Source organism: Vibrio gallicus (assembly GCF_024346875.1).
Lineage (GTDB): Bacteria > Pseudomonadota > Gammaproteobacteria > Enterobacterales > Vibrionaceae > Vibrio > Vibrio gallicus.
Window position 1 is genome coordinate 771,011 of sequence record NZ_AP024871.1, and the last position, 17,402, is coordinate 788,412.

16 protein-coding genes and 1 tRNA gene are annotated in these 17,402 nt (G+C 42.7%); 5 read left to right on the plus strand and 12 right to left on the minus strand.

Features of this window, described 5'->3' with window-relative positions; translation table 11 throughout:
- Positions 1 to 61: 61 nt before the first annotated feature.
- From OCU28_RS03620 to OCU28_RS03630, 3 genes are all read right to left on the minus strand, one after another.
- Positions 62 to 152, minus strand: a tRNA-Ser gene (locus OCU28_RS03620).
- Positions 153 to 330: 178 nt separating this feature from the next.
- Positions 331 to 2,127 (minus strand): DUF3413 domain-containing protein, encoded by a 1,797-nt coding sequence (locus tag OCU28_RS03625; protein ID WP_261816982.1) that lies wholly within the window; start codon positions 2,125 to 2,127, stop codon positions 331 to 333.
- A 24-nt stretch (positions 2,128 to 2,151) separates the two neighbouring features.
- The gene (locus tag OCU28_RS03630; protein ID WP_261816983.1) at positions 2,152 to 2,367 is read right to left on the minus strand and encodes a YejL family protein; all 216 of its coding nucleotides are present in this window, start codon (positions 2,365 to 2,367) and stop codon (positions 2,152 to 2,154) included.
- A gap of 84 nt (positions 2,368 to 2,451) precedes the next feature.
- Here OCU28_RS03630 and yejK point away from each other — a divergent pair, with 84 nt between their 5' ends.
- Together yejK and asd are read left to right on the plus strand one after the other, a co-directional pair.
- Positions 2,452 to 3,453 (plus strand): nucleoid-associated protein YejK, encoded by a 1,002-nt coding sequence (yejK, locus tag OCU28_RS03635; RefSeq protein ID WP_261816984.1) that lies wholly within the window; start codon positions 2,452 to 2,454, stop codon positions 3,451 to 3,453.
- A 184-nt stretch (positions 3,454 to 3,637) separates the two neighbouring features.
- A complete protein-coding gene (gene asd, locus OCU28_RS03640; protein ID WP_261817423.1) occupies positions 3,638 to 4,753 on the plus strand; it encodes an aspartate-semialdehyde dehydrogenase in 1,116 nt (371 codons plus the stop codon).
- Between the two features lie 58 nt (positions 4,754 to 4,811).
- Here the strand turns inward: asd and OCU28_RS03645 are convergent, their stop codons facing one another.
- Together OCU28_RS03645 and OCU28_RS03650 are read right to left on the minus strand one after the other, a co-directional pair.
- Positions 4,812 to 5,696 (minus strand): ion transporter, encoded by an 885-nt coding sequence (locus OCU28_RS03645; protein WP_261816985.1) that lies wholly within the window; start codon positions 5,694 to 5,696, stop codon positions 4,812 to 4,814.
- Positions 5,697 to 5,833: 137 nt separating this feature from the next.
- A complete protein-coding gene (locus OCU28_RS03650; RefSeq protein ID WP_261816986.1) occupies positions 5,834 to 6,481 on the minus strand; it encodes a YchE family NAAT transporter in 648 nt (215 codons plus the stop codon).
- Between the two features lie 566 nt (positions 6,482 to 7,047).
- Here OCU28_RS03650 and adhE point away from each other — a divergent pair.
- Entirely contained in the window at positions 7,048 to 9,750 is a 2,703-nt protein-coding gene (adhE, locus tag OCU28_RS03655) for a bifunctional acetaldehyde-CoA/alcohol dehydrogenase (protein ID WP_261816987.1), read from the plus strand.
- A 105-nt stretch (positions 9,751 to 9,855) separates the two neighbouring features.
- On the opposite strand, the gene OCU28_RS03660 is transcribed toward adhE, so the two are convergent.
- The gene (locus OCU28_RS03660) at positions 9,856 to 10,533 is read right to left on the minus strand and encodes an SDR family oxidoreductase (RefSeq protein WP_261816988.1); all 678 of its coding nucleotides are present in this window, start codon (positions 10,531 to 10,533) and stop codon (positions 9,856 to 9,858) included.
- A gap of 204 nt (positions 10,534 to 10,737) precedes the next feature.
- Entirely contained in the window at positions 10,738 to 11,322 is a 585-nt protein-coding gene (sodB, locus tag OCU28_RS03665; RefSeq protein WP_261816989.1) for a superoxide dismutase [Fe], read from the minus strand.
- A 321-nt stretch (positions 11,323 to 11,643) separates the two neighbouring features.
- Here sodB and grxD point away from each other — a divergent pair, with 321 nt between their 5' ends.
- Positions 11,644 to 11,976, plus strand: coding sequence for a Grx4 family monothiol glutaredoxin (gene grxD / locus OCU28_RS03670; protein ID WP_261816990.1), 333 nt, complete (start codon positions 11,644 to 11,646; stop codon positions 11,974 to 11,976).
- An 87-nt stretch (positions 11,977 to 12,063) separates the two neighbouring features.
- Here the strand turns inward: grxD and OCU28_RS03675 are convergent, their stop codons facing one another.
- The 5 genes from OCU28_RS03675 to OCU28_RS03695 form a co-directional block, all read right to left on the minus strand.
- The gene (locus OCU28_RS03675) at positions 12,064 to 13,389 is read right to left on the minus strand and encodes a Na+/H+ antiporter family protein (RefSeq protein WP_261816991.1); all 1,326 of its coding nucleotides are present in this window, start codon (positions 13,387 to 13,389) and stop codon (positions 12,064 to 12,066) included.
- Between the two features lie 24 nt (positions 13,390 to 13,413).
- Positions 13,414 to 14,064: a ribonuclease T gene (gene rnt / locus OCU28_RS03680; RefSeq protein WP_261816992.1), complete on the minus strand. Its 651-nt coding sequence runs from the start codon at positions 14,062 to 14,064 to the stop codon at positions 13,414 to 13,416.
- Between the two features lie 122 nt (positions 14,065 to 14,186).
- Entirely contained in the window at positions 14,187 to 14,603 is a 417-nt protein-coding gene (gene gloA, locus OCU28_RS03685) for a lactoylglutathione lyase (RefSeq protein ID WP_261816993.1), read from the minus strand.
- A 105-nt stretch (positions 14,604 to 14,708) separates the two neighbouring features.
- On the minus strand, positions 14,709 to 14,918 hold the full coding sequence (locus OCU28_RS03690; protein WP_261816994.1) for a hypothetical protein: 210 nt from the start codon (positions 14,916 to 14,918) through the stop codon (positions 14,709 to 14,711).
- A 165-nt stretch (positions 14,919 to 15,083) separates the two neighbouring features.
- On the minus strand, positions 15,084 to 15,443 hold the full coding sequence (locus OCU28_RS03695; protein WP_261816995.1) for a DUF6559 family protein: 360 nt from the start codon (positions 15,441 to 15,443) through the stop codon (positions 15,084 to 15,086).
- Between the two features lie 429 nt (positions 15,444 to 15,872).
- Here OCU28_RS03695 and OCU28_RS03700 point away from each other — a divergent pair, with 429 nt between their 5' ends.
- Entirely contained in the window at positions 15,873 to 17,303 is a 1,431-nt protein-coding gene (locus OCU28_RS03700) for a lipid-binding SYLF domain-containing protein (RefSeq protein WP_261816996.1), read from the plus strand.
- The last annotated feature ends 99 nt before the right edge of the window (positions 17,304 to 17,402 follow it).

The following is a 17,402-nucleotide window of genomic DNA, read 5'->3' on the forward strand; positions in this document are numbered from 1 at the left end:
GACTTAGCCTGCTTTAGATATGAAAAAAGCCACTGAAAACAGTGGCTTATCTCATTTAATGTGGCGGAGAGATAGGGATTTGAACCCTAGAACCGCTATTAACGGTTGCCGGTTTTCAAGACCGGTGCTTTCGACCACTCAGCCATCTCTCCGTTGCGGGATGAATAATATAATCTTGATATAACCTTGTAAAGACCCTAAAAGTTCAAGTGATTATTTTCTCGCCAAAAAAGGCAATTTTTATGTGAAAAACAATAAAGGAGCCTTAGGCTCCTTTATTAAATGGCTGAACTGATAAGGCTTGAGGTTGTAACCCTTGTCCGTTCGCTGTTAGTGGTTGTGGTAAAAACGCTTGGTTTCAGAGAGACCTTGCATGATTACTGATAGCTTTGGCTTGGCGTCACGGTCACGACGGTAGTTTTTGTCGTATACCTTATAGTTGCCGTACTTGTCGATTATGGTGGTGGTTTGGTTTGAGATTAATGCAAACTCTCGTGCATCCCCAGCCATAGTCCAGCGACGATGCTGATTGTTAAACAGGCTTTGACCACTACTAAAGTCAGCAGGGTTGGAGGTAACGCCTAGCAGGTTTTGCATTAGGGTTACTGAAAGGTCAAAGTGACTGGTTACATGACTCCACGTATGTGCCGGCATTTCTGGCCAGTGCACTATCATTGGAACTTGCAGTTGATAGTGGCTGTAGTTGGTATTTGAACCCCAGCTGTTGGTGTGAGTTTCATTGAACTCCCAGCCATGATCAGAGGTTATTACTACTACTGTGTTCTCAAGCTGCCCACTCTGTTGCAGTGTTTTAAGCACGCTGGCAATAGAGTTATCGACATCAGTTGCGCTTTGGTTGTAGGCGGTGCGTAGTCGGGCACTGGCATTTTCGGTGGCAGATTCGGATACGTGGTCTTCAAAATGACGCATTTGGTCAAGTTGTAGGATGCTAAACCAGGTTTTTTGTCCCGTTTCTATCCAGTTGCTCCAGTTGGAGATAGCACTCGCGTCGCTGTCATTATTTGATTCGATGATCGAGCTCTTAAATGGTTCAAGAACCACATCTTGGTAGACTGAAGAATCGAAGTTATTACCACTAAAGAAGCCAAGATTATAGTTACGGTATTCAAGCTGCTCCATAAAGAGTGGGGCAGTTTGGTGGTAACGCATGTTCGCCATATAGGTTGCAGGAATACCATAAAACAGACCAAATGCACCCATGTTGTCGTTACCAGAACTAAAGTGGTGGGTGAAGTTTTGGTTGCGATCGGCAAAATCATATAGATGCGGCATGGTTTCAGCTGTAACCGTGTCGGCACGAAGGTTATCTACCATGATTATGAGTAGGTTGTAGTCGTGACTTTTCTTTTTGTTTACCTGTAACGTTTCGAGTGGGTAGGTAAGGCGCTCAGTATTGGCTTCACCTTTTTCAATTCGTTGTTGGTACTCGTCTCTGTCTAACCAACCTTGTCTTTCTAGGAAAGATTTAGCCGTCATAGGATAGGAGAGTGGAAAGTTCGCTCTTTGACTGGTTATCGGGTTATAAAAGGTGGCATCCGCCCAGATATAAACTAGGTGACTAAAGATAAAGGCAACGAAGAATACACCGGCGATCGGACGACCGACGCGTTTGTGTGACAGCTTACGTTGCTTACGCCATACCCACTCAGATAACGCCAGTTCAGCGATAAATATAATAGGAACAAGAACAAATAGGTATTGCCATTTGGCATTGATAGCGCTTTTATCGTCGCTTAATAGCAGCTCCCAAACAATTGGGTTTAGGTGCAAATTAAGTTCTTCATAGGCTTGAGTATCAAGAAGTAATACAGTCAAACCTGCGGTCGATGCCAATACGCCAACTATGCGAAATAGCTTATAGTTGGGTAGCAAAAAGGTCAGCGGAAATATCAGTAATACATAAAGGGCAAAGATCAGAAATCCAAAGTGTCCCACCCAAGAGGCGAACAGATAGGATTGACCCAAGATAGTATCTGGCCAAGGAGATTCCGCTATGTAGCGCGTGCCAATTAGCATGGCAACAATGACGTTGAAGAAACTGAACCAGTGTCCCCAACTCACTAATCTAGAAACGCGCTCTGCGTATGAATTACCGCTATTTACCATGAATATCGATTCTTGTGATTTAACTTAGTCTTCAACTGATGCGGCTAGCGCGTCAGCAAAGGTTTTTGCGATGGCTTGTCTTTGGCCTTTAGCAACATTTTGATTAAGTATGTTGGTTGCAATATTCCCTACTAGCATCAAACTCAGTTCAGGCGTAGATTCGTGTTTTTCTAGTACTGCTGCGATCTCGGCCAACATGGTTTCAATTTTTTGATCGCTGTATTTAGATGTAATAGGCATAATTACTCTGCTAATGATAGTGTCTTCGGCATATGATACCCTACTCTTGTTTATAACTGAAAGCACAAGAGATAGAAATCTCCCATGAGTTTACAATTATCCAATGTCATTTTACATCAATTAGTTAAAGATTCAGAGCAACAACTGTCGGTAAACTTTAGAGACAGTGCTCTTGAGAATGATGCATCCACAGAAAGTTTAGTCGCTGAACTACATCGTGTATTCAATGCTAAGGCTGGCAAAGGCTTTGGTTCATTTGGTGAAGCGAGTGAGGTTCAATCCTGGCTTGATGCTATATTGTCTCAACAGCTCGATTTTTACACTTTCTCACAAAATAGTGCCAAGCGTCTTGTATCAGAGATTGCCAAGTATTCATTTGCCGAGGAGGGTTTTCTGATCCTCGCTCATTATCAATCACTGGCAACTGAGTATCTGTTTGTAGGATTGCTGCCATCGAACCAAAGTCTGAAGGTAACAGAAGGGCTAGATATTAGTGCTACTGATTATCTAGATATCGGTAAGATGGATATCGCCGCTAGAATCGACTTATCGACTTATCAAACAGATAAAGACTCAAATCGTTACCTGACTTATGTAAAAGGGCGTGTAGGGCGTAAAGTTGCTGACTTTTTCTTAGATTTTCTACAGGCTGAAACCGGCCTAGATACCAAACAGCAGAACCTTGTATTGATGCAAGCGGTCGAAGACTTCGTATCGGATGCTAAGTTTGAAAAAGACGAAGCAGACTCGTATCGCAAGCAAGTTGCGGAATACTGCAACGAGCAGATCAAAAGCGGTGATGAGGTTGAAGTAGCCGAGTTGTCTGCGGAGTTGCCTAAAAGCCATGAAGGCACAAGCTTTGTTGAGTTTACTGGTGAGCAAGGCTATGAGCTGGAAGAGAGCTTCCCAGGTGATCGCGCTACCGTGCGCAAGCTAACTAAATTTGTTGGCGCGGGTGGCGGTTTAAATATTAGCTTTGACTCATTGTTAATGGGCGAGCGAGTTTTTTATGATCCAGAAACAGACACCCTCACTATTAAGGGTACGCCTCCGAACTTGCGAGATCAGTTAACTCGTAAAGGTTAAATGGTGGCATAACTGAGTGAATTATTAAGCGCAGCAATTGAAGCTGTGCTTTTTTTATGCAAAAAGTATGAAATTGCTTGTCATTTACGACACATTTTTTAAATATGGTATATCAAGGTTTATATGCAGATACGGTAGGTGGTTGCCTTTTGTATTCGCGAGCAAATACACGGAGTAAATGAGAATGCGAGTAGGTTTAGTTGGCTGGCGTGGAATGGTGGGCTCTGTGCTCATGCAACGTATGGTTGAAGAGCGTGATTTTGATGTAATTGAGCCGGTGTTTTATAGCACCTCACAAATTGGTATCCCGGCCCCTGTGTTTATGGGCAAGGATGCAGGCTTATTGCAAGATGCGTTTGATATTGAAAGTCTAAAGCAGCTTGATGCCATCATCACCTGTCAAGGTGGCGGTTATACCGAGCGCGTATATCCAAAGCTTAGACAAGCTGGGTGGAAGGGCTATTGGATTGATGCCGCGTCCACACTGCGTATGGATAAAGACGCCATTATCACCTTAGACCCGGTCAACCTTGCTCAGATCCAACAAGGCATTCATTCTGGAACAACCACCTTTGTTGGCGGAAACTGTACCGTGAGTTTGATGTTGATGGCATTAGGCGGCCTTTATGAGAAAGGTATGGTTGAGTGGATGAGCGCAATGACCTATCAAGCGGCATCTGGAGCGGGAGCTAAGAATATGCGTGAGCTTATCGTGCAGATGGGCGCGGTGCACAGCTCAGTTGCCTCAGATTTAGCTGATCCTGCTTCTTCTATTTTGGATATTGATAAAAAAGTCGCTGCCGCTATTCGCAGTGAAGGCTTTCCTACTGACCAGTTTGGCGCGCCTTTAGCGGGCTCTCTTATCCCTTGGATTGATGTTAAACGTGATAACGGCCAGAGCAAAGAGGAGTGGAAAGCGGGTTCAGAAGCGAACAAGATTCTAGGCTCTGATGGTAATCCGATCCCGATTGATGGTACTTGCGTTAGAATCGGCGCGATGCGTTGTCATGCACAGGCACTCACTATCAAGCTTAAACAAGATGTCCCTATGGATGAAATTGAAGAAATTATTGGTACGCACAACGACTGGGTTAAAGTTGTACCAAATGACCGAGATATCACAGCGCAAGAGCTGACTCCGGCTAAAGTAACTGGCACCATGTCTGTACCAGTTGGCCGTCTGCGTAAGATGTCGATGGGTAACGATTTCCTAAATGCCTTTACCGTAGGCGATCAATTGCTATGGGGCGCTGCGGAGCCATTGCGTCGCACTCTGCGTATTATCCTTGAGCAGAAGTAAGCTTTAAATAAACAAAAAAAGCGCCTAACGGCGCTTTTTTTATATCTTAAATCTGAGGTCAGCTGTAATCAGATTCGTTAGTTACTTTTACTACTCGCTCCGCATGGCTTGGCAGTTCACTACCACAGTGCTTGCAGTGAAAGGCATCTGGTTCGTGATCATTCTTCATGCAATTGGGGCACATCACTAGTGAGCGGTGCTCTTTATATTCTCGTTTCTGTACTTTCAGTTCTTGATTCATCTCTGCGGTAATGATCCCGGTGGGCACCGCGAGAATGGAGTAACCCAATAACATAGTTAAAGAGGCGATAGCTCTACCTAGTGGAGTGGCGGGAGATATATCGCCATAGCCAACGGTGGTAATGGTCACAATAGCCCAATATATGCTGGTGGGGATGCTAGTAAATCCGTGCTCTGGTCCCTCTATTACATAAAGAAGGCTGCCAAAGATGGTAACTAGTATTGCCACCATACTGAAAAATATAAAAACCTTTCGCCGTGAGTTAAGTAGTGAGCGAAGTATCACGTTTGAGTCTTGAATAAACTTAACTAACTTAAGGATGCGGAAAATGCGCATCACCCGCAATAATCTCACCACACCTAAGAAATGCGCATCAGCAATAATCAAGGCTAAATAGAAAGGAAGTATAGCAATGAGGTCGACTACGCCATAAAAGCTCTTGGCATAAGCCCACGGTTTCGGAGAGCAGTACAGCCTAAGGAGATACTCAATAGTGAAGATAACGGTAAATGTCAGCTCAAGCATACCCAGCTCGAACCTATAGGTATCAGCAAAGCCGACCATTGAACCGAGTATCAGCACCATTAAAGAAGCAAGGATGGTAATAATGAGTGTTATGTCAAATATCCGGCCCGCTGGCGTATCGGTTCGGAATATAATGACATACAGCTTATGTCGGAATGTATTTTCAGGATGAGCCATAGTTTATCTATATAACAAAATCTTTTATATCAAAAGGATAGCACTAGTTGCATGTTGAGGTTGTTTGTTGAGTACGGTTTATTAGAAACAAAAACGGCCAGCACTAAGGCTGACCGTTGTCGATGTATCCAATTGCACTAGTGCACAATAAGCAAACCGGGGAATAGGGCGCCAATACCACCGGCGATAAACTCAATGCCAAGTGCACCCAATACTAACCCCATAATACGAGTAACAACGTTGATGCCTGTTTGGCCTAATACTCTGACGATTAAAGGGGCAGAGCGAAACAACGCCCAACAACAAAATGAAAATATCAATACGGTAATGGTGATAGCCAAGTAATCCACGGCTCCAGAGTGATTAGAGCCAAATACAATCGTTGAGCTTATCGCACCAGGGCCAGCCATTAGAGGCATGGCTAAAGGTACTACTCCTACTTGCTCTTTACTAACGCTCTCGGCTTTTTCTTGTTTGTTTTGCTTTTGCTCACCCAGTTGACCGTTCATCATCGAGAAAGCAATGGTCATAAGCAGCAATCCGCCCGCAATTCGAAACGAATCTAACGAGATACTAAACATATCTAGCAGCAGCTGTCCCGCAAATAGAGAAGTGATCAAGATTACTGCAACCGCGATGTTTGCCGTTGATGCTGTCTTTATACGTTCTTCCGGTGATAGGTGACTGGTAAGTGAAACAAAAACCGGCATGATTCCTACCGGGTTCACGATAGCGAAAAGACCTACAAAAAATTGCAGGTAAACAGTGAAGTCTACGCCAAACATGAGTGGGCCTCGGGTTAATTAGTTAGAGGAGTTGAATTGCCGCCTACTTTAATGGAGTAGGCCAAATGACACCAATGAAAATATTTAAGTCTGCTATGCGTTATTCATTAGCAAAACTAATGTGAAATATGAACCAGTGGATCGCTAAATGTATTGTAGATAATTACTCATAACGGGAATTAACATATTTTTATTAATGTGAACAAAAGGGGGTAAGGTTTCGGTATGTGTTTGATTTATGTTAATTGATGGTTATAATCAATGCCTTAAATATGCTTTAGAGCGTCATTTATGCAAGATTCGAATAATATCCACTGTGGCATATTATTCAGCAAGCAAAGCAACAATGCCCTGATTATAAGTATTATTGTCATACAAGATGCTATTTTAAATTACATCTACTAATAACTATTTAGGGGTATTTGTTAGTAGGAAAGTGATCTTCGTCAATTTTATTCGCGGATCGAAATAATATACTCGTCAGTGAAAGCTATTTACTAAGTCCTATTGCTGACTGGTGAGAACTTACTAAAAAGTTTTTAATTTTAAATCTCTAGGAGTTAATTATGCCTGTAACAAATATGGCTGAACTGGATGCTCTCGTAGCTCGCGTTAAAGCAGCTCAAGCTGAATTCTCTACGTTTTCACAAGAAAAAGTAGATGCAATCTTCCGTGCTGCTTCTCTAGCAGCTAACCAAGCTCGTATTCCTCTAGCTCAACAAGCAGTAGAAGAATCTGGCATGGGTATTGTGGAAGACAAGGTAATCAAAAACCACTTCGCTTCTGAATTCATCTACAACAAATATAAAGACGAAAAAACCTGTGGCATTCTTGATGAAGACGACAGCCTAGGTACTATGACTATCGCAGAACCTGTAGGTATTATCTGTGGTATCGTTCCAACGACTAACCCAACATCTACTGCGATCTTTAAGTCATTAATCTCGCTTAAAACTCGTAACGGTATCATCTTCTCACCACACCCACGTGCTAAAAACTCTACTAACGACGCAGCTAAACTTGTTCTAGATGCAGCAGTAGCAGCGGGCGCACCGAAAGACATCATTGGTTGGATTGACCAACCATCTGTTGAGCTATCAAATGGTCTAATGAAGCATGAAGGTATCGCACTTATCCTTGCAACTGGTGGTCCAGGCATGGTTAAAGCAGCATACTCTTCAGGTAAACCAGCTATCGGTGTTGGTGCAGGTAACGTTCCAGTTGTTATCGATGAAACTGCTGATATCAAACGTGCAGTAGCTTCTATCCTAATGTCTAAAACATTCGATAACGGTGTTGTATGTGCTTCTGAGCAAGCAGCTATCGTAGTTGATGAAGTATATGACGAAGTTAAAGAGCGTTTTGCTTCTCATAAAGCATATGTTCTGTCTAAAACAGAAGCAGAAAAAGTACGTAAAGTACTTCTAATCGACGGCGCGCTAAACGCAAAAATCGTTGGTCAACCAGCGGCTAAAATCGCAGACATGGCGGGCATTAAAGTTCCTGCTGATACTAAAGTTCTTGTTGGTGAAGGTCTTGGTAAGGTTTCTTACGATGACGAATTCGCTCACGAGAAATTGTCTCCAACTCTAGGTCTATTCCGCGCTGACAACTTCGAAGATGCAGTTGCTCAAGCGGTAACTATGGTTGAAATCGGTGGTATCGGCCACACTTCTGGCCTATACACAGACCAAGACGTAAACGCTGATCGTATCCGTTACTTCGGTGACAAGCTGAAAACAGCACGTATTCTTGTAAACATCCCAACTACTCACGGTGGTATCGGTGACCTTTACAACTTCAACGTTGCACCTTCTCTAACTCTAGGTTGTGGTTCTTGGGGTGGTAACTCTATCTCTGAGAACGTAGGTCCTAAGCACCTTATCAACAAGAAAACTGTAGCGAAGCGAGCTGAAAATATGTTGTGGCACAAACTACCTAAGTCTATCTACTTCCGTCGTGGTAGCCTTCCAATCGCTCTTGGTGATCTTGAAGGTAAGAAACGCGCATTCCTAGTAACTGACCGTTTCCTATTCAACAACGGTTATGCTGATGAAGTAGTTCAACTTCTTAAAGCTCAAGGCATTGAAGTTCAAGTATTCTTCGACGTAGAAGCAGATCCAACGCTATCTGTAGTTAAGAAAGGTGCTGAAGCGATGCAAAGCTTCCAGCCTGACGTTATCCTAGCGCTAGGTGGCGGCTCGCCAATGGATGCTGCGAAAATCATGTGGGTAATGTACGAGCACCCAGAAACTCACTTTGAAGAACTTGCAATGCGCTTTATGGATATCCGTAAACGTATCTACAAGTTCCCTAAAATGGGTCAAAAAGCTGAGCTTGTATGTATCACTACAACTTCAGGTACAGGTTCAGAGGTTACTCCATTCGCTGTTGTTACAGACGACGAAACTGGTGCTAAATACCCTCTAGCTGACTACGAATTAACGCCTAACATGGCTATCGTAGATGCGAACCTAGTAATGAACATGCCTAAGTCTCTAACCGCATTTGGTGGTTATGACGCAGTAACTCACGCACTAGAAGCTTACGTATCTGTTCTGGCTAACGAATACTCTGATGGTCAAGCTCTTCAAGCACTTAAGATGCTTAAAGAATACCTACCATCAAGCTATAAAAATGGTTCTGCTGACCCAATCGCTCGTGAGAAAGTACACAATGCTGCAACCATCGCTGGTATCGCATTTGCACAGTCTTTCTTAGGTGTTTGTCACTCAATCGCTCACAAAATCGGTGCTGAGTTCCACTTACCACACGGTCTTGCTAACGCATTGATGATCTCTAACGTGGTTCGTTACAACGCAAACGACAACCCAACTAAGCAGACTGCATTCTCTCAATACGACCGTCCACAAGCACGTCGTCGTTACGCTGAGGTTGCTGACCACCTAGGCCTAAGCCAAGCTGGTGACCGTACTGCTCAGAAGATTGAGCGTCTACTAACATGGCTTGAAGAGCTTAAAGTAGAGCTAGATATCCCAACATCTATCCAAGCTGCGGGTGTTGCTGAATCTGACTTCCTAGCTAAGCTAGACGAGCTATCTGTAGAAGCGTTTGATGACCAATGTACTGGTGCAAACCCTCGTTACCCTCTAATCTCTGAGCTTAAAGAAGTTCTTGTTGATTCTTACTATGGCAAGCCATATGTTGAAGGTGAAACCTTTGAAGGTACCACTGTAATCAAGAAGAAAGCAGACCAAGTTGTAAAAGCAGCACCTGCTAAAGCAAAGAAAGATAAAGCAGACGCTTAATTTAGCTGATGTGACTTAATAGGGTGATGCGCCCTATTATTAGAATCAAAAATCCCAGCCTTGAGCTGGGATTTTTTTATTCGTATTAAGCATAGAGAGTAGTAGTTAACAAGACATAACCCTGCCGTGGAAAGAGTCATTTTCTATAATATATTCGGCATTTCGAACCAGTTCGTCACTGAGTTTTGCAAAGTTGCTGAGATAGTCATCGTGTGCATCATGATGAATTGTTGGCAGAATACCACCAACTCGGATATCAAATGGTTGTAACTCTTTTGCCCAGCTTTTGGTCATCCCGTCGACCATAGAGCTGGCGCTTTCTGTGCCTAATATTTTGTCCAGACACTCGTTGGTAAGTAGGTTGACGATAACCCCGTGCTTATGGTGCTTACACATTTGGTTAGCGCAGGAGTGACCAAAGCTATACATCGATTGGGCAAGATGAGAAAACTGAGAACCGAATTCCTCTCCAGATGCTGAACTGGTTAAGGTAGGTAAAGGGCGATTTAACCAATTGTTTATTAGTATATCGATGCTTTGCTCAAACTGGGTTTCAATGAAGTTAAAAAGCTGGTCAACAGAGTGCTGGGAGTAGTCTTTAATAAAATATGGATAGACGTCACGTCCAGCTTCAAGGCATTCAGCATATGTTTGTTGTAATTGTTGTTTATCACAATCTGTTACGACAATTTTTGCACCTAAGCTTGCAAAATATTGCGTGAGATTTCTGCCAAGGATAGTACCTGCAGACGTGATAAGGATGACTGACCCATTAATAACCATCTTTTATTCCTGAACCTAAACCATAATTAATAATTGTTATATAAATGAATATAGTGAATAAAAAGTGAACAGGTGGCGTTTGTGAAAGGCAATTATATTAATTTGGTTGTGGGTCACAAATATTTGAGAGCGCGTACATTATTAGCCTGAAATTTGGATGTAAAAAAAGCCGCATCAAGCGGCTTTATTCAGTAACTCAATAGGCTATTTAGCTAGGTTTTGTGCAACAAAGTCCCAGTTAACTAGAGCCCAGAAGCCATTCATGTACTCTGGACGAACGTTACGGTAATCGATGTAGTACGCATGTTCCCACAGGTCAACGGTTAGTAGTGGCGTTACACCTTCTTCAGTTAGCGGCGTTGCTGCATTTGAAGTGTTTACGATATCCAATGAACCGTCTGCTTTTTTAACAAGCCAAGTCCAAGATGAACCGAAGTTGTTGATAGCTGAATCAGTAAATTTCGCTTTGAACTCTTCGAAAGAGCCAAATGCAGCTGTAATAGCTTGCGCAACTGCACCAGTTGGTTCACCGCCAGCGTTTGGTGCTAGACAGTTCCAGTAGAAAGTGTGGTTCCAGATTTGTGCTGCGTTGTTAAATACGCCACCTGAAGAAGTTTTTACGATCTCTTCAAGGGTTTTGCCTTCAAACTCAGTACCTGGGATCAGGCCATTTAGCTTAACCACGTAAGTGTTGTGGTGTTTGCCGTGGTGAAAATCTAGAGTTTCAGCAGAGATATGTGGTTCTAGTGCATCTTTTGCGAAAGGAAGAGCGGGTAGTTCAAATGCCATTTTATCGGTTCTCCGTTAGTTTAGGGCGATAGCGCCCTGAGCTTCCAATTAATATGTATTGTTATTTGGCATCTTACTGTGCCAGTGAGTAGTAATCACGAATATACATAACAATATTTTTTTGATTTCGTCTGCATTCTATCAACTTTTATAACTAATAAAAGTGTGGGCAACAAATTTATAATAATTGGTAACGAAGTGTGCGGAAATGAATGAGTTATTGTTCATTTGTGCAACAATAACCACAGATATAATATGGTTTTTATTCTTACCTAGTTCGGTAGAATACCACTAACAGTCGTACAGGATCAGAGGATCGCTATGGAAACCCTAGATAAAATCAAACAGCAGATTGAACAAAATTCTATTCTTTTATATATGAAAGGTTCACCTAAACTACCAAGTTGTGGTTTCTCTTCTCAAGCGTCTCAAGCATTGATGGCATGTGGCGAAAAGTTTGCTTATGTTGATATTCTGCAAAACCCAGACATTCGTGCTGAGCTTCCTGCTTACGCTCAATGGCCTACCTTCCCACAACTTTGGGTTGAAGGTGAGCTAGTTGGCGGGTGTGACATTATTCTAGAAATGTTTCAAAAAGGTGAGCTACAACCTCTTGTTAAGCAAGCCGCTGAACGTGATGCTGCTAGCGAGTAATCGCTGTTATTAGATACGAAAAAGGCTTCCATAAGGAAGCCTTTTTTTTGTTCAAAATACATATTTAAGATGTTGTTTATCAATGCTTTACAGCACCATAGCTGCAATCCAACCGAATATAATTAAGGGAATATTATAATGGATAAAGGTTGGAACGACGGTTTGCCAGATATGTTCATGTTGACCGTCGGCATTCAAGCCAGATGTTGGGCCTAAGGTTGAATCTGAAGCCGGAGACCCCGCGTCACCAAGCGCCGCCGCTGTTCCAACTAAGGCGATAGTGGCCATTGGTGAAAACCCGAAAGCGAGCGCGAGAGGCACATAGATGGTTGCAATGATAGGGATTGTAGAGAAAGACGAGCCAATACCCATGGTGACAAGTAACCCAACAATGAGCATGAGTAATGCCGCTAAGGCTTTGTTGTCGCCAATTGAAGTAGACAGTGCTTCAACTAAGCTTTCAACGCCACCACTTGCTTTCATTACCGCGGCAAAACCGGCCGCTGCAATCATAATAAAGCCAATCATTGCCATCATGTGTACACCCTGAGTAAACACATCATGGGTCTCTTTCCAGGCTATAACCCCACCGAAGGTAAACACCATAAAACCATCGAGAGCACCAATGATCATGGAACCTGTATACAACTGAACAGAAAGTGCAGCTAAAATGCCTAATACGGCAATAAGAATGTTTTTCTTATTGACCGGAGTAGCGTCTGAACTAATCGGGCTCATATCCGTTAGCTTATACTCGCGTGGCTTACGATAGCTGATGAAAATAGCCGTTAATAGACCACATAGCATACCGGTAGCGGGTAATAGCATTGCCACTGGCACATCAGCAGCTGAGATATTTTGTAAACCGTTGTCGGTTAGATTTTTTAGCAAGATATTATTTAGGAAAATCCCACCAAACCCAATTGGTAAAACCATATACGGCGTTACTAGGCCAAAGGTGAGTACACAAGCAATCATTCTACGGTCGAGCTTGAGCTTAGAAAATACTACTAGCAAAGGCGGAATTAGAATTGGGATAAACGCAATATGCACCGGAATCACGTTTTGTGAAGACATAGTAATCAATACTAGTGCAACTAATACTAGGTATTTAAGCCCAGTTGCAGCACTGTCATTGTTGCGCCCATTAATACGTTTAATGACGGTTTGTGCTAGTAAATCGGTTATTCCTGATTTAGAGATTGCGACAGCAAAGGTACCTAGCATAGCGTAGCTAAGGGCAATTGTAGCTCCGCCACCCAAACCACCTTCAAAGGCGGCAACAGTGTCGCTTACGCTCATACCAGATGTAAGGCCACCAATAATGGCACTGAAGGTTAGGGCGACCACTACGTTGACACGCATCAAGGCCAGTATCAGCATGATGCATACGGATATAACTACGGGGTTCATAAAATTTTCTCTAGCAGATGTGGTTTATTCTTGGTTTGAGTCTATTAATGGCCAGCCACCTAGTGCTTTCCATTTGTTGACTATCGTACAGAACAGTTCTGTGGTTTTTTGAGTATCGTAGAGTGCTGAATGAGCCTCTTTATTATCAAACTCAATACCCGCTGTTTTGCAGGCTTTAGCCAAAACAGTTTGGCCAAAAGCAAGCCCACTTAGGGTTGCGGTATCAAAGGTTGCGAAGGGATGAAATGGCACGCGCTTTAATTTACAACGTTCATTAGCCTTAGATACAAAGCCATGGTCAAATGCCGCGTTGTGAGCCACGATAATCGCTCGATTACATCCCGCATTTTTTTGTTCTTTGCGCACAACTTTATAGATTTCTTTTAACGCTTCAGATTCAGGAATTGCACCACGCAACGGGCTAAAAGGGTCACGCATACCTAAGAAGTCTAGGGCTTCTTTTTCTAGATTGGCGCCTTCGAAAGGCTCTACATGGAAATGCAAAGTCGTGGCAGGATGAAGATCACCATTTTCATCCATAGCCAGAGTTATGGCGCAAATCTCAAGCAACGCATCGGTTGAGGCATTGAACCCAGCGGTTTCAACATCGATAACTACAGGGAAATATCCTCTAAAGCGATCTTTTAGCGTCAAAGCTTCATTTTCTACAGTCATAACACAATTATTGGCGAAGTTAGGGCGGGCATTATTGCAGATTTAAGTGTATTTCTAAACAGTGAAACAAAAGAAAGGTCACATGCTGGCATGTGACCTTGTTTTTATATAGCTAGTTTTGACTAACCTTGTAGCCCAGCGGTCGCATCGGCGCGTTGGATTAGCTCTATCTTATAGCCATCAGGGTCTTTAACAAAGGCGATGTGGGTACTACCACCTTGTACTGGTCCTGGTTCACGAGTCACATTCCCCCCTGCGGCTTTGATAGCATCGCAGGTTGCGTAGATATCATCGTACCCGATAGCGACATGGCCATAGCCACTGCCAAGATCATACTCAGTCGTGCCCCAGTTGTAGGTAAGTTCGATAACGGCACCATGAGATTCATCGCCGAATCCAACAAACGCTAGCGTATATTTGTAGGCTTCGTTGTCGTGCTTACGAAGCAGTTCCATCCCCATAACCTTGGTATAGAATTCGATAGACTTGTCCAGATCCCCAACACGGATCATGGTGTGTAAAACGCGGCCTTGAGACATGTGATTTCCTTAGTGTAAAAATATTGCTTAAATTGGCTTGATGATCGCTAAAAATGGCCTAAACAACAGGATTTAGGCATTTAGATTGTAATAAAAAATCCGGTCTCATAGGTACTCAATTTCATGCTCAATGAAGTCCGCTTCACTAAACCATGTCACTGTACCTACATAACCACTTTGTTTCAGTTTAGAATCAATTTGCGCAGCATATCGGGTAATCATTTTGAACCAACCATTATCACATTCCAATCCATCGAGTAAATCACCTACGATTGATTGGGCTGTGGCATCTAAATGCAAGCTCATATAGTTCATTGTTTGGTCGTCCTATTTTATGACACTCAGATAGTCTGTTGAGTGCACTTATATTGCATTATGAAGGGAAAACACGAACAGAGTTAGCAAATTCAACTCTTTGTTGGTTAATGTGGTGGGTATTAGGTAAGTAACGTTAATGAAGGCTTTACCCAATCACCACTATTAATAGCGGCTATTCATTCCCATTCGGTGTGACATATCATCATCCATGCGACCACCTTTCCACTTTCCTTTGCCTAATAAATTAAGAACGTCACGCGCATTATACTCATTGGCCAAAAAGAAATCGTAGGATATATCGCCGCGTATTTGAGCAAGAGAAGGGGTATTTTCCAAATCTAGCTGTTGAGGGTCAGCAAACAGTGCCAGTGAGATCTGCTGCTGACGTTTAGATAGCTGTTGTGTATTTGCCTGTATTTGCCCGATAGTGAAGTAATCTCGTCTGCCATAACCTTTGACTAATATGGGTGACAGCACCTTAATGACCTTCTTAATTCTACGGCGTTGAATATATCGAAACATGTTAATCCTCAACTTAGCGTGTTTTCAATCATACACCTTTTCATAGAATACATTACAGATTGCACACCAAAGAAGGTCAAATACAGGTCTTGATAATTAGCAGAAGCGATAGCTGTTGCAACAATTAGCTTGGCTATAATTTTCATAATAGATGCAGAACCCGTTCAAATATCCACTTAGTTAGAAACCTGTATAAGATGGTTAAGTGATTGAAAATATGAATGCGTTTACCAAAACTTCTAAGCTTTAATACGCATGTACTGTTTTGGCAGGCATCTCATTTGATAATTAAATAAAAGTGATGAATGGTATAGCTGGGGGTGATGGGTTGCGGTTTTTTGCAGTGATAATATTCACGCACCTTATAACCAATTGGCTTGTGACACTATGCGTAACCCCTTTCTTTTTACCAGTTGCATTGTTTTATCTATGACCGCTTGTAGCTCTTCTATTCCATATGAAGAGAGAGAAGAGATCCGTCAATCAATAGATGACGAAACGGATCAGTTGATAGAAGAGTTAGCAGAGGTTTACCCAGAGATTTATACTCAAATCGAAGAGGCTGACGGGTATGCCAGTGGTGTAATGTCTAATGTAAAAGTGCCATTGGTTGGAGGAGGCACAGGTATTGGCGCTGTCTATAGCAATATTGACGACTCTACAACCTATATTAACCTGCATCGCTACGATGTTGGTGCTGGGCTTGGCCTTAGTAGCTATAAAATGATTTCAATTATTGATACCCCTGAAGACCTTGAAAAGTTTAGTAAAGGTTTCAATGAACCGTCTTGGGGAACTGACTGGAACTTAAGTACCAGCGGTATCGAGAAAGAGAAGGTCTATTATCTCGAGGATAGTGAGCTCCCAACCTACCTTGTGTTTGAGTCCAACGCCTCAGCGGTTGGTAGTGCTCGCATGATGTCGGTTTCTGTTAATGACGAGTTGACTGAAACTGGATTAGGTAATGCAAAATTTACCAACCATGTATCAAGTGGTGATGAGTCAAATCCAAGATGGGATAGGCCATTACCATTTTTTGCACAGGATGTGGTTGATCAAGGCTTCAGTCTTCCTTTACCGTTTGGTGTTAGCCTTCTCTATGCAGAAACTAAACAAGATATGTCCATTACAGGGCTGGAAGCTGGCTTTAATGGTGGAAATACTCGGCCGATAGAGTTCATGACCTTTGATAACAACTACTCGCATAGTAGATCTCCCCAATTGAAGCTCGATGCTTGGGTTTTTCCTTTTATGAACGTATTTGCGTCTGTAGGTAAGGTTAATGGTATGGCTCACGTTGAGTTTGCATCAGATGGCTCTGTGGCAAATGGTATTGGTGATGCCATCACAGGGAGTAAAATATGTACAAAACCGGGACCAAAGCCTGATTTTTGTGATTCGTGGAGTGGTCACAATGGATGGGATGCAGCAGTAGATGTCGATTTGGATGGATGGAACTACACCATAGGTGCAACATTTGCGGCAGGTTGGAAAGATTACTTTCTGGCGATACCTGTGTCAGTCAGTTATGTTGACATGAAAAATGCCAGAGCAGAAGAGCTCGTTATTAATGTAACGCCACGCATCGGGAAACAGATCCCACTTAAAGGTACAAGTAGTGTTGACGTGTATGTTGGCGTTAGCTATCTCGATAGCACCTTAACAATTCATGGCGAACATTATGAAGGTTTGGATGGTCATCATATCAACTATAAGATAGAACAAGAAAACCTCGATAAGTGGATGGGATTAATAGGCGCAAGCTATAATTTCAATCGTTCATGGGCCCTGCAAGCCGAATATGGACAAAATGGTTCTGATAAACGTCAGTTTGTGTCCTCTTTGACCCATCGATTTTAATATGCGCAGCATATGACCACCTTTGTATTTTAGCTAGGGGGTTAATGAGTTTGATTTATGCTCTAATGGTAAAAATCTGAGTGTTAAAAACACTCAGAT

Coding starts and splice junctions, on each gene's coding strand:
- gloA (WP_261816993.1), bottom strand. CDS start 14,603: ATGTCTCAAGGCCGCGTTTTACACACCATGATCCGTGTTGGGGATCTG.
- OCU28_RS03690 (WP_261816994.1), bottom strand. CDS start 14,918: ATGAACTATATGAGCTTGCATTTAGATGCCACAGCCCAATCAATCGTA.
- OCU28_RS03675 (WP_261816991.1), bottom strand. CDS start 13,389: ATGAACCCCGTAGTTATATCCGTATGCATCATGCTGATACTGGCCTTG.
- grxD (WP_261816990.1), top strand. CDS start 11,644: ATGGAAACCCTAGATAAAATCAAACAGCAGATTGAACAAAATTCTATT.
- OCU28_RS03630 (WP_261816983.1), bottom strand. CDS start 2,367: ATGCCTATTACATCTAAATACAGCGATCAAAAAATTGAAACCATGTTG.
- adhE (WP_261816987.1), top strand. CDS start 7,048: ATGCCTGTAACAAATATGGCTGAACTGGATGCTCTCGTAGCTCGCGTT.
- OCU28_RS03695 (WP_261816995.1), bottom strand. CDS start 15,443: ATGTTTCGATATATTCAACGCCGTAGAATTAAGAAGGTCATTAAGGTG.
- OCU28_RS03645 (WP_261816985.1), bottom strand. CDS start 5,696: ATGGCTCATCCTGAAAATACATTCCGACATAAGCTGTATGTCATTATA.
- OCU28_RS03650 (WP_261816986.1), bottom strand. CDS start 6,481: ATGTTTGGCGTAGACTTCACTGTTTACCTGCAATTTTTTGTAGGTCTT.
- asd (WP_261817423.1), top strand. CDS start 3,638: ATGCGAGTAGGTTTAGTTGGCTGGCGTGGAATGGTGGGCTCTGTGCTC.
- sodB (WP_261816989.1), bottom strand. CDS start 11,322: ATGGCATTTGAACTACCCGCTCTTCCTTTCGCAAAAGATGCACTAGAA.
- OCU28_RS03660 (WP_261816988.1), bottom strand. CDS start 10,533: ATGGTTATTAATGGGTCAGTCATCCTTATCACGTCTGCAGGTACTATC.
- yejK (WP_261816984.1), top strand. CDS start 2,452: ATGAGTTTACAATTATCCAATGTCATTTTACATCAATTAGTTAAAGAT.
- OCU28_RS03700 (WP_261816996.1), top strand. CDS start 15,873: ATGACCGCTTGTAGCTCTTCTATTCCATATGAAGAGAGAGAAGAGATC.
- OCU28_RS03625 (WP_261816982.1), bottom strand. CDS start 2,127: ATGGTAAATAGCGGTAATTCATACGCAGAGCGCGTTTCTAGATTAGTG.
- rnt (WP_261816992.1), bottom strand. CDS start 14,064: ATGACTGTAGAAAATGAAGCTTTGACGCTAAAAGATCGCTTTAGAGGA.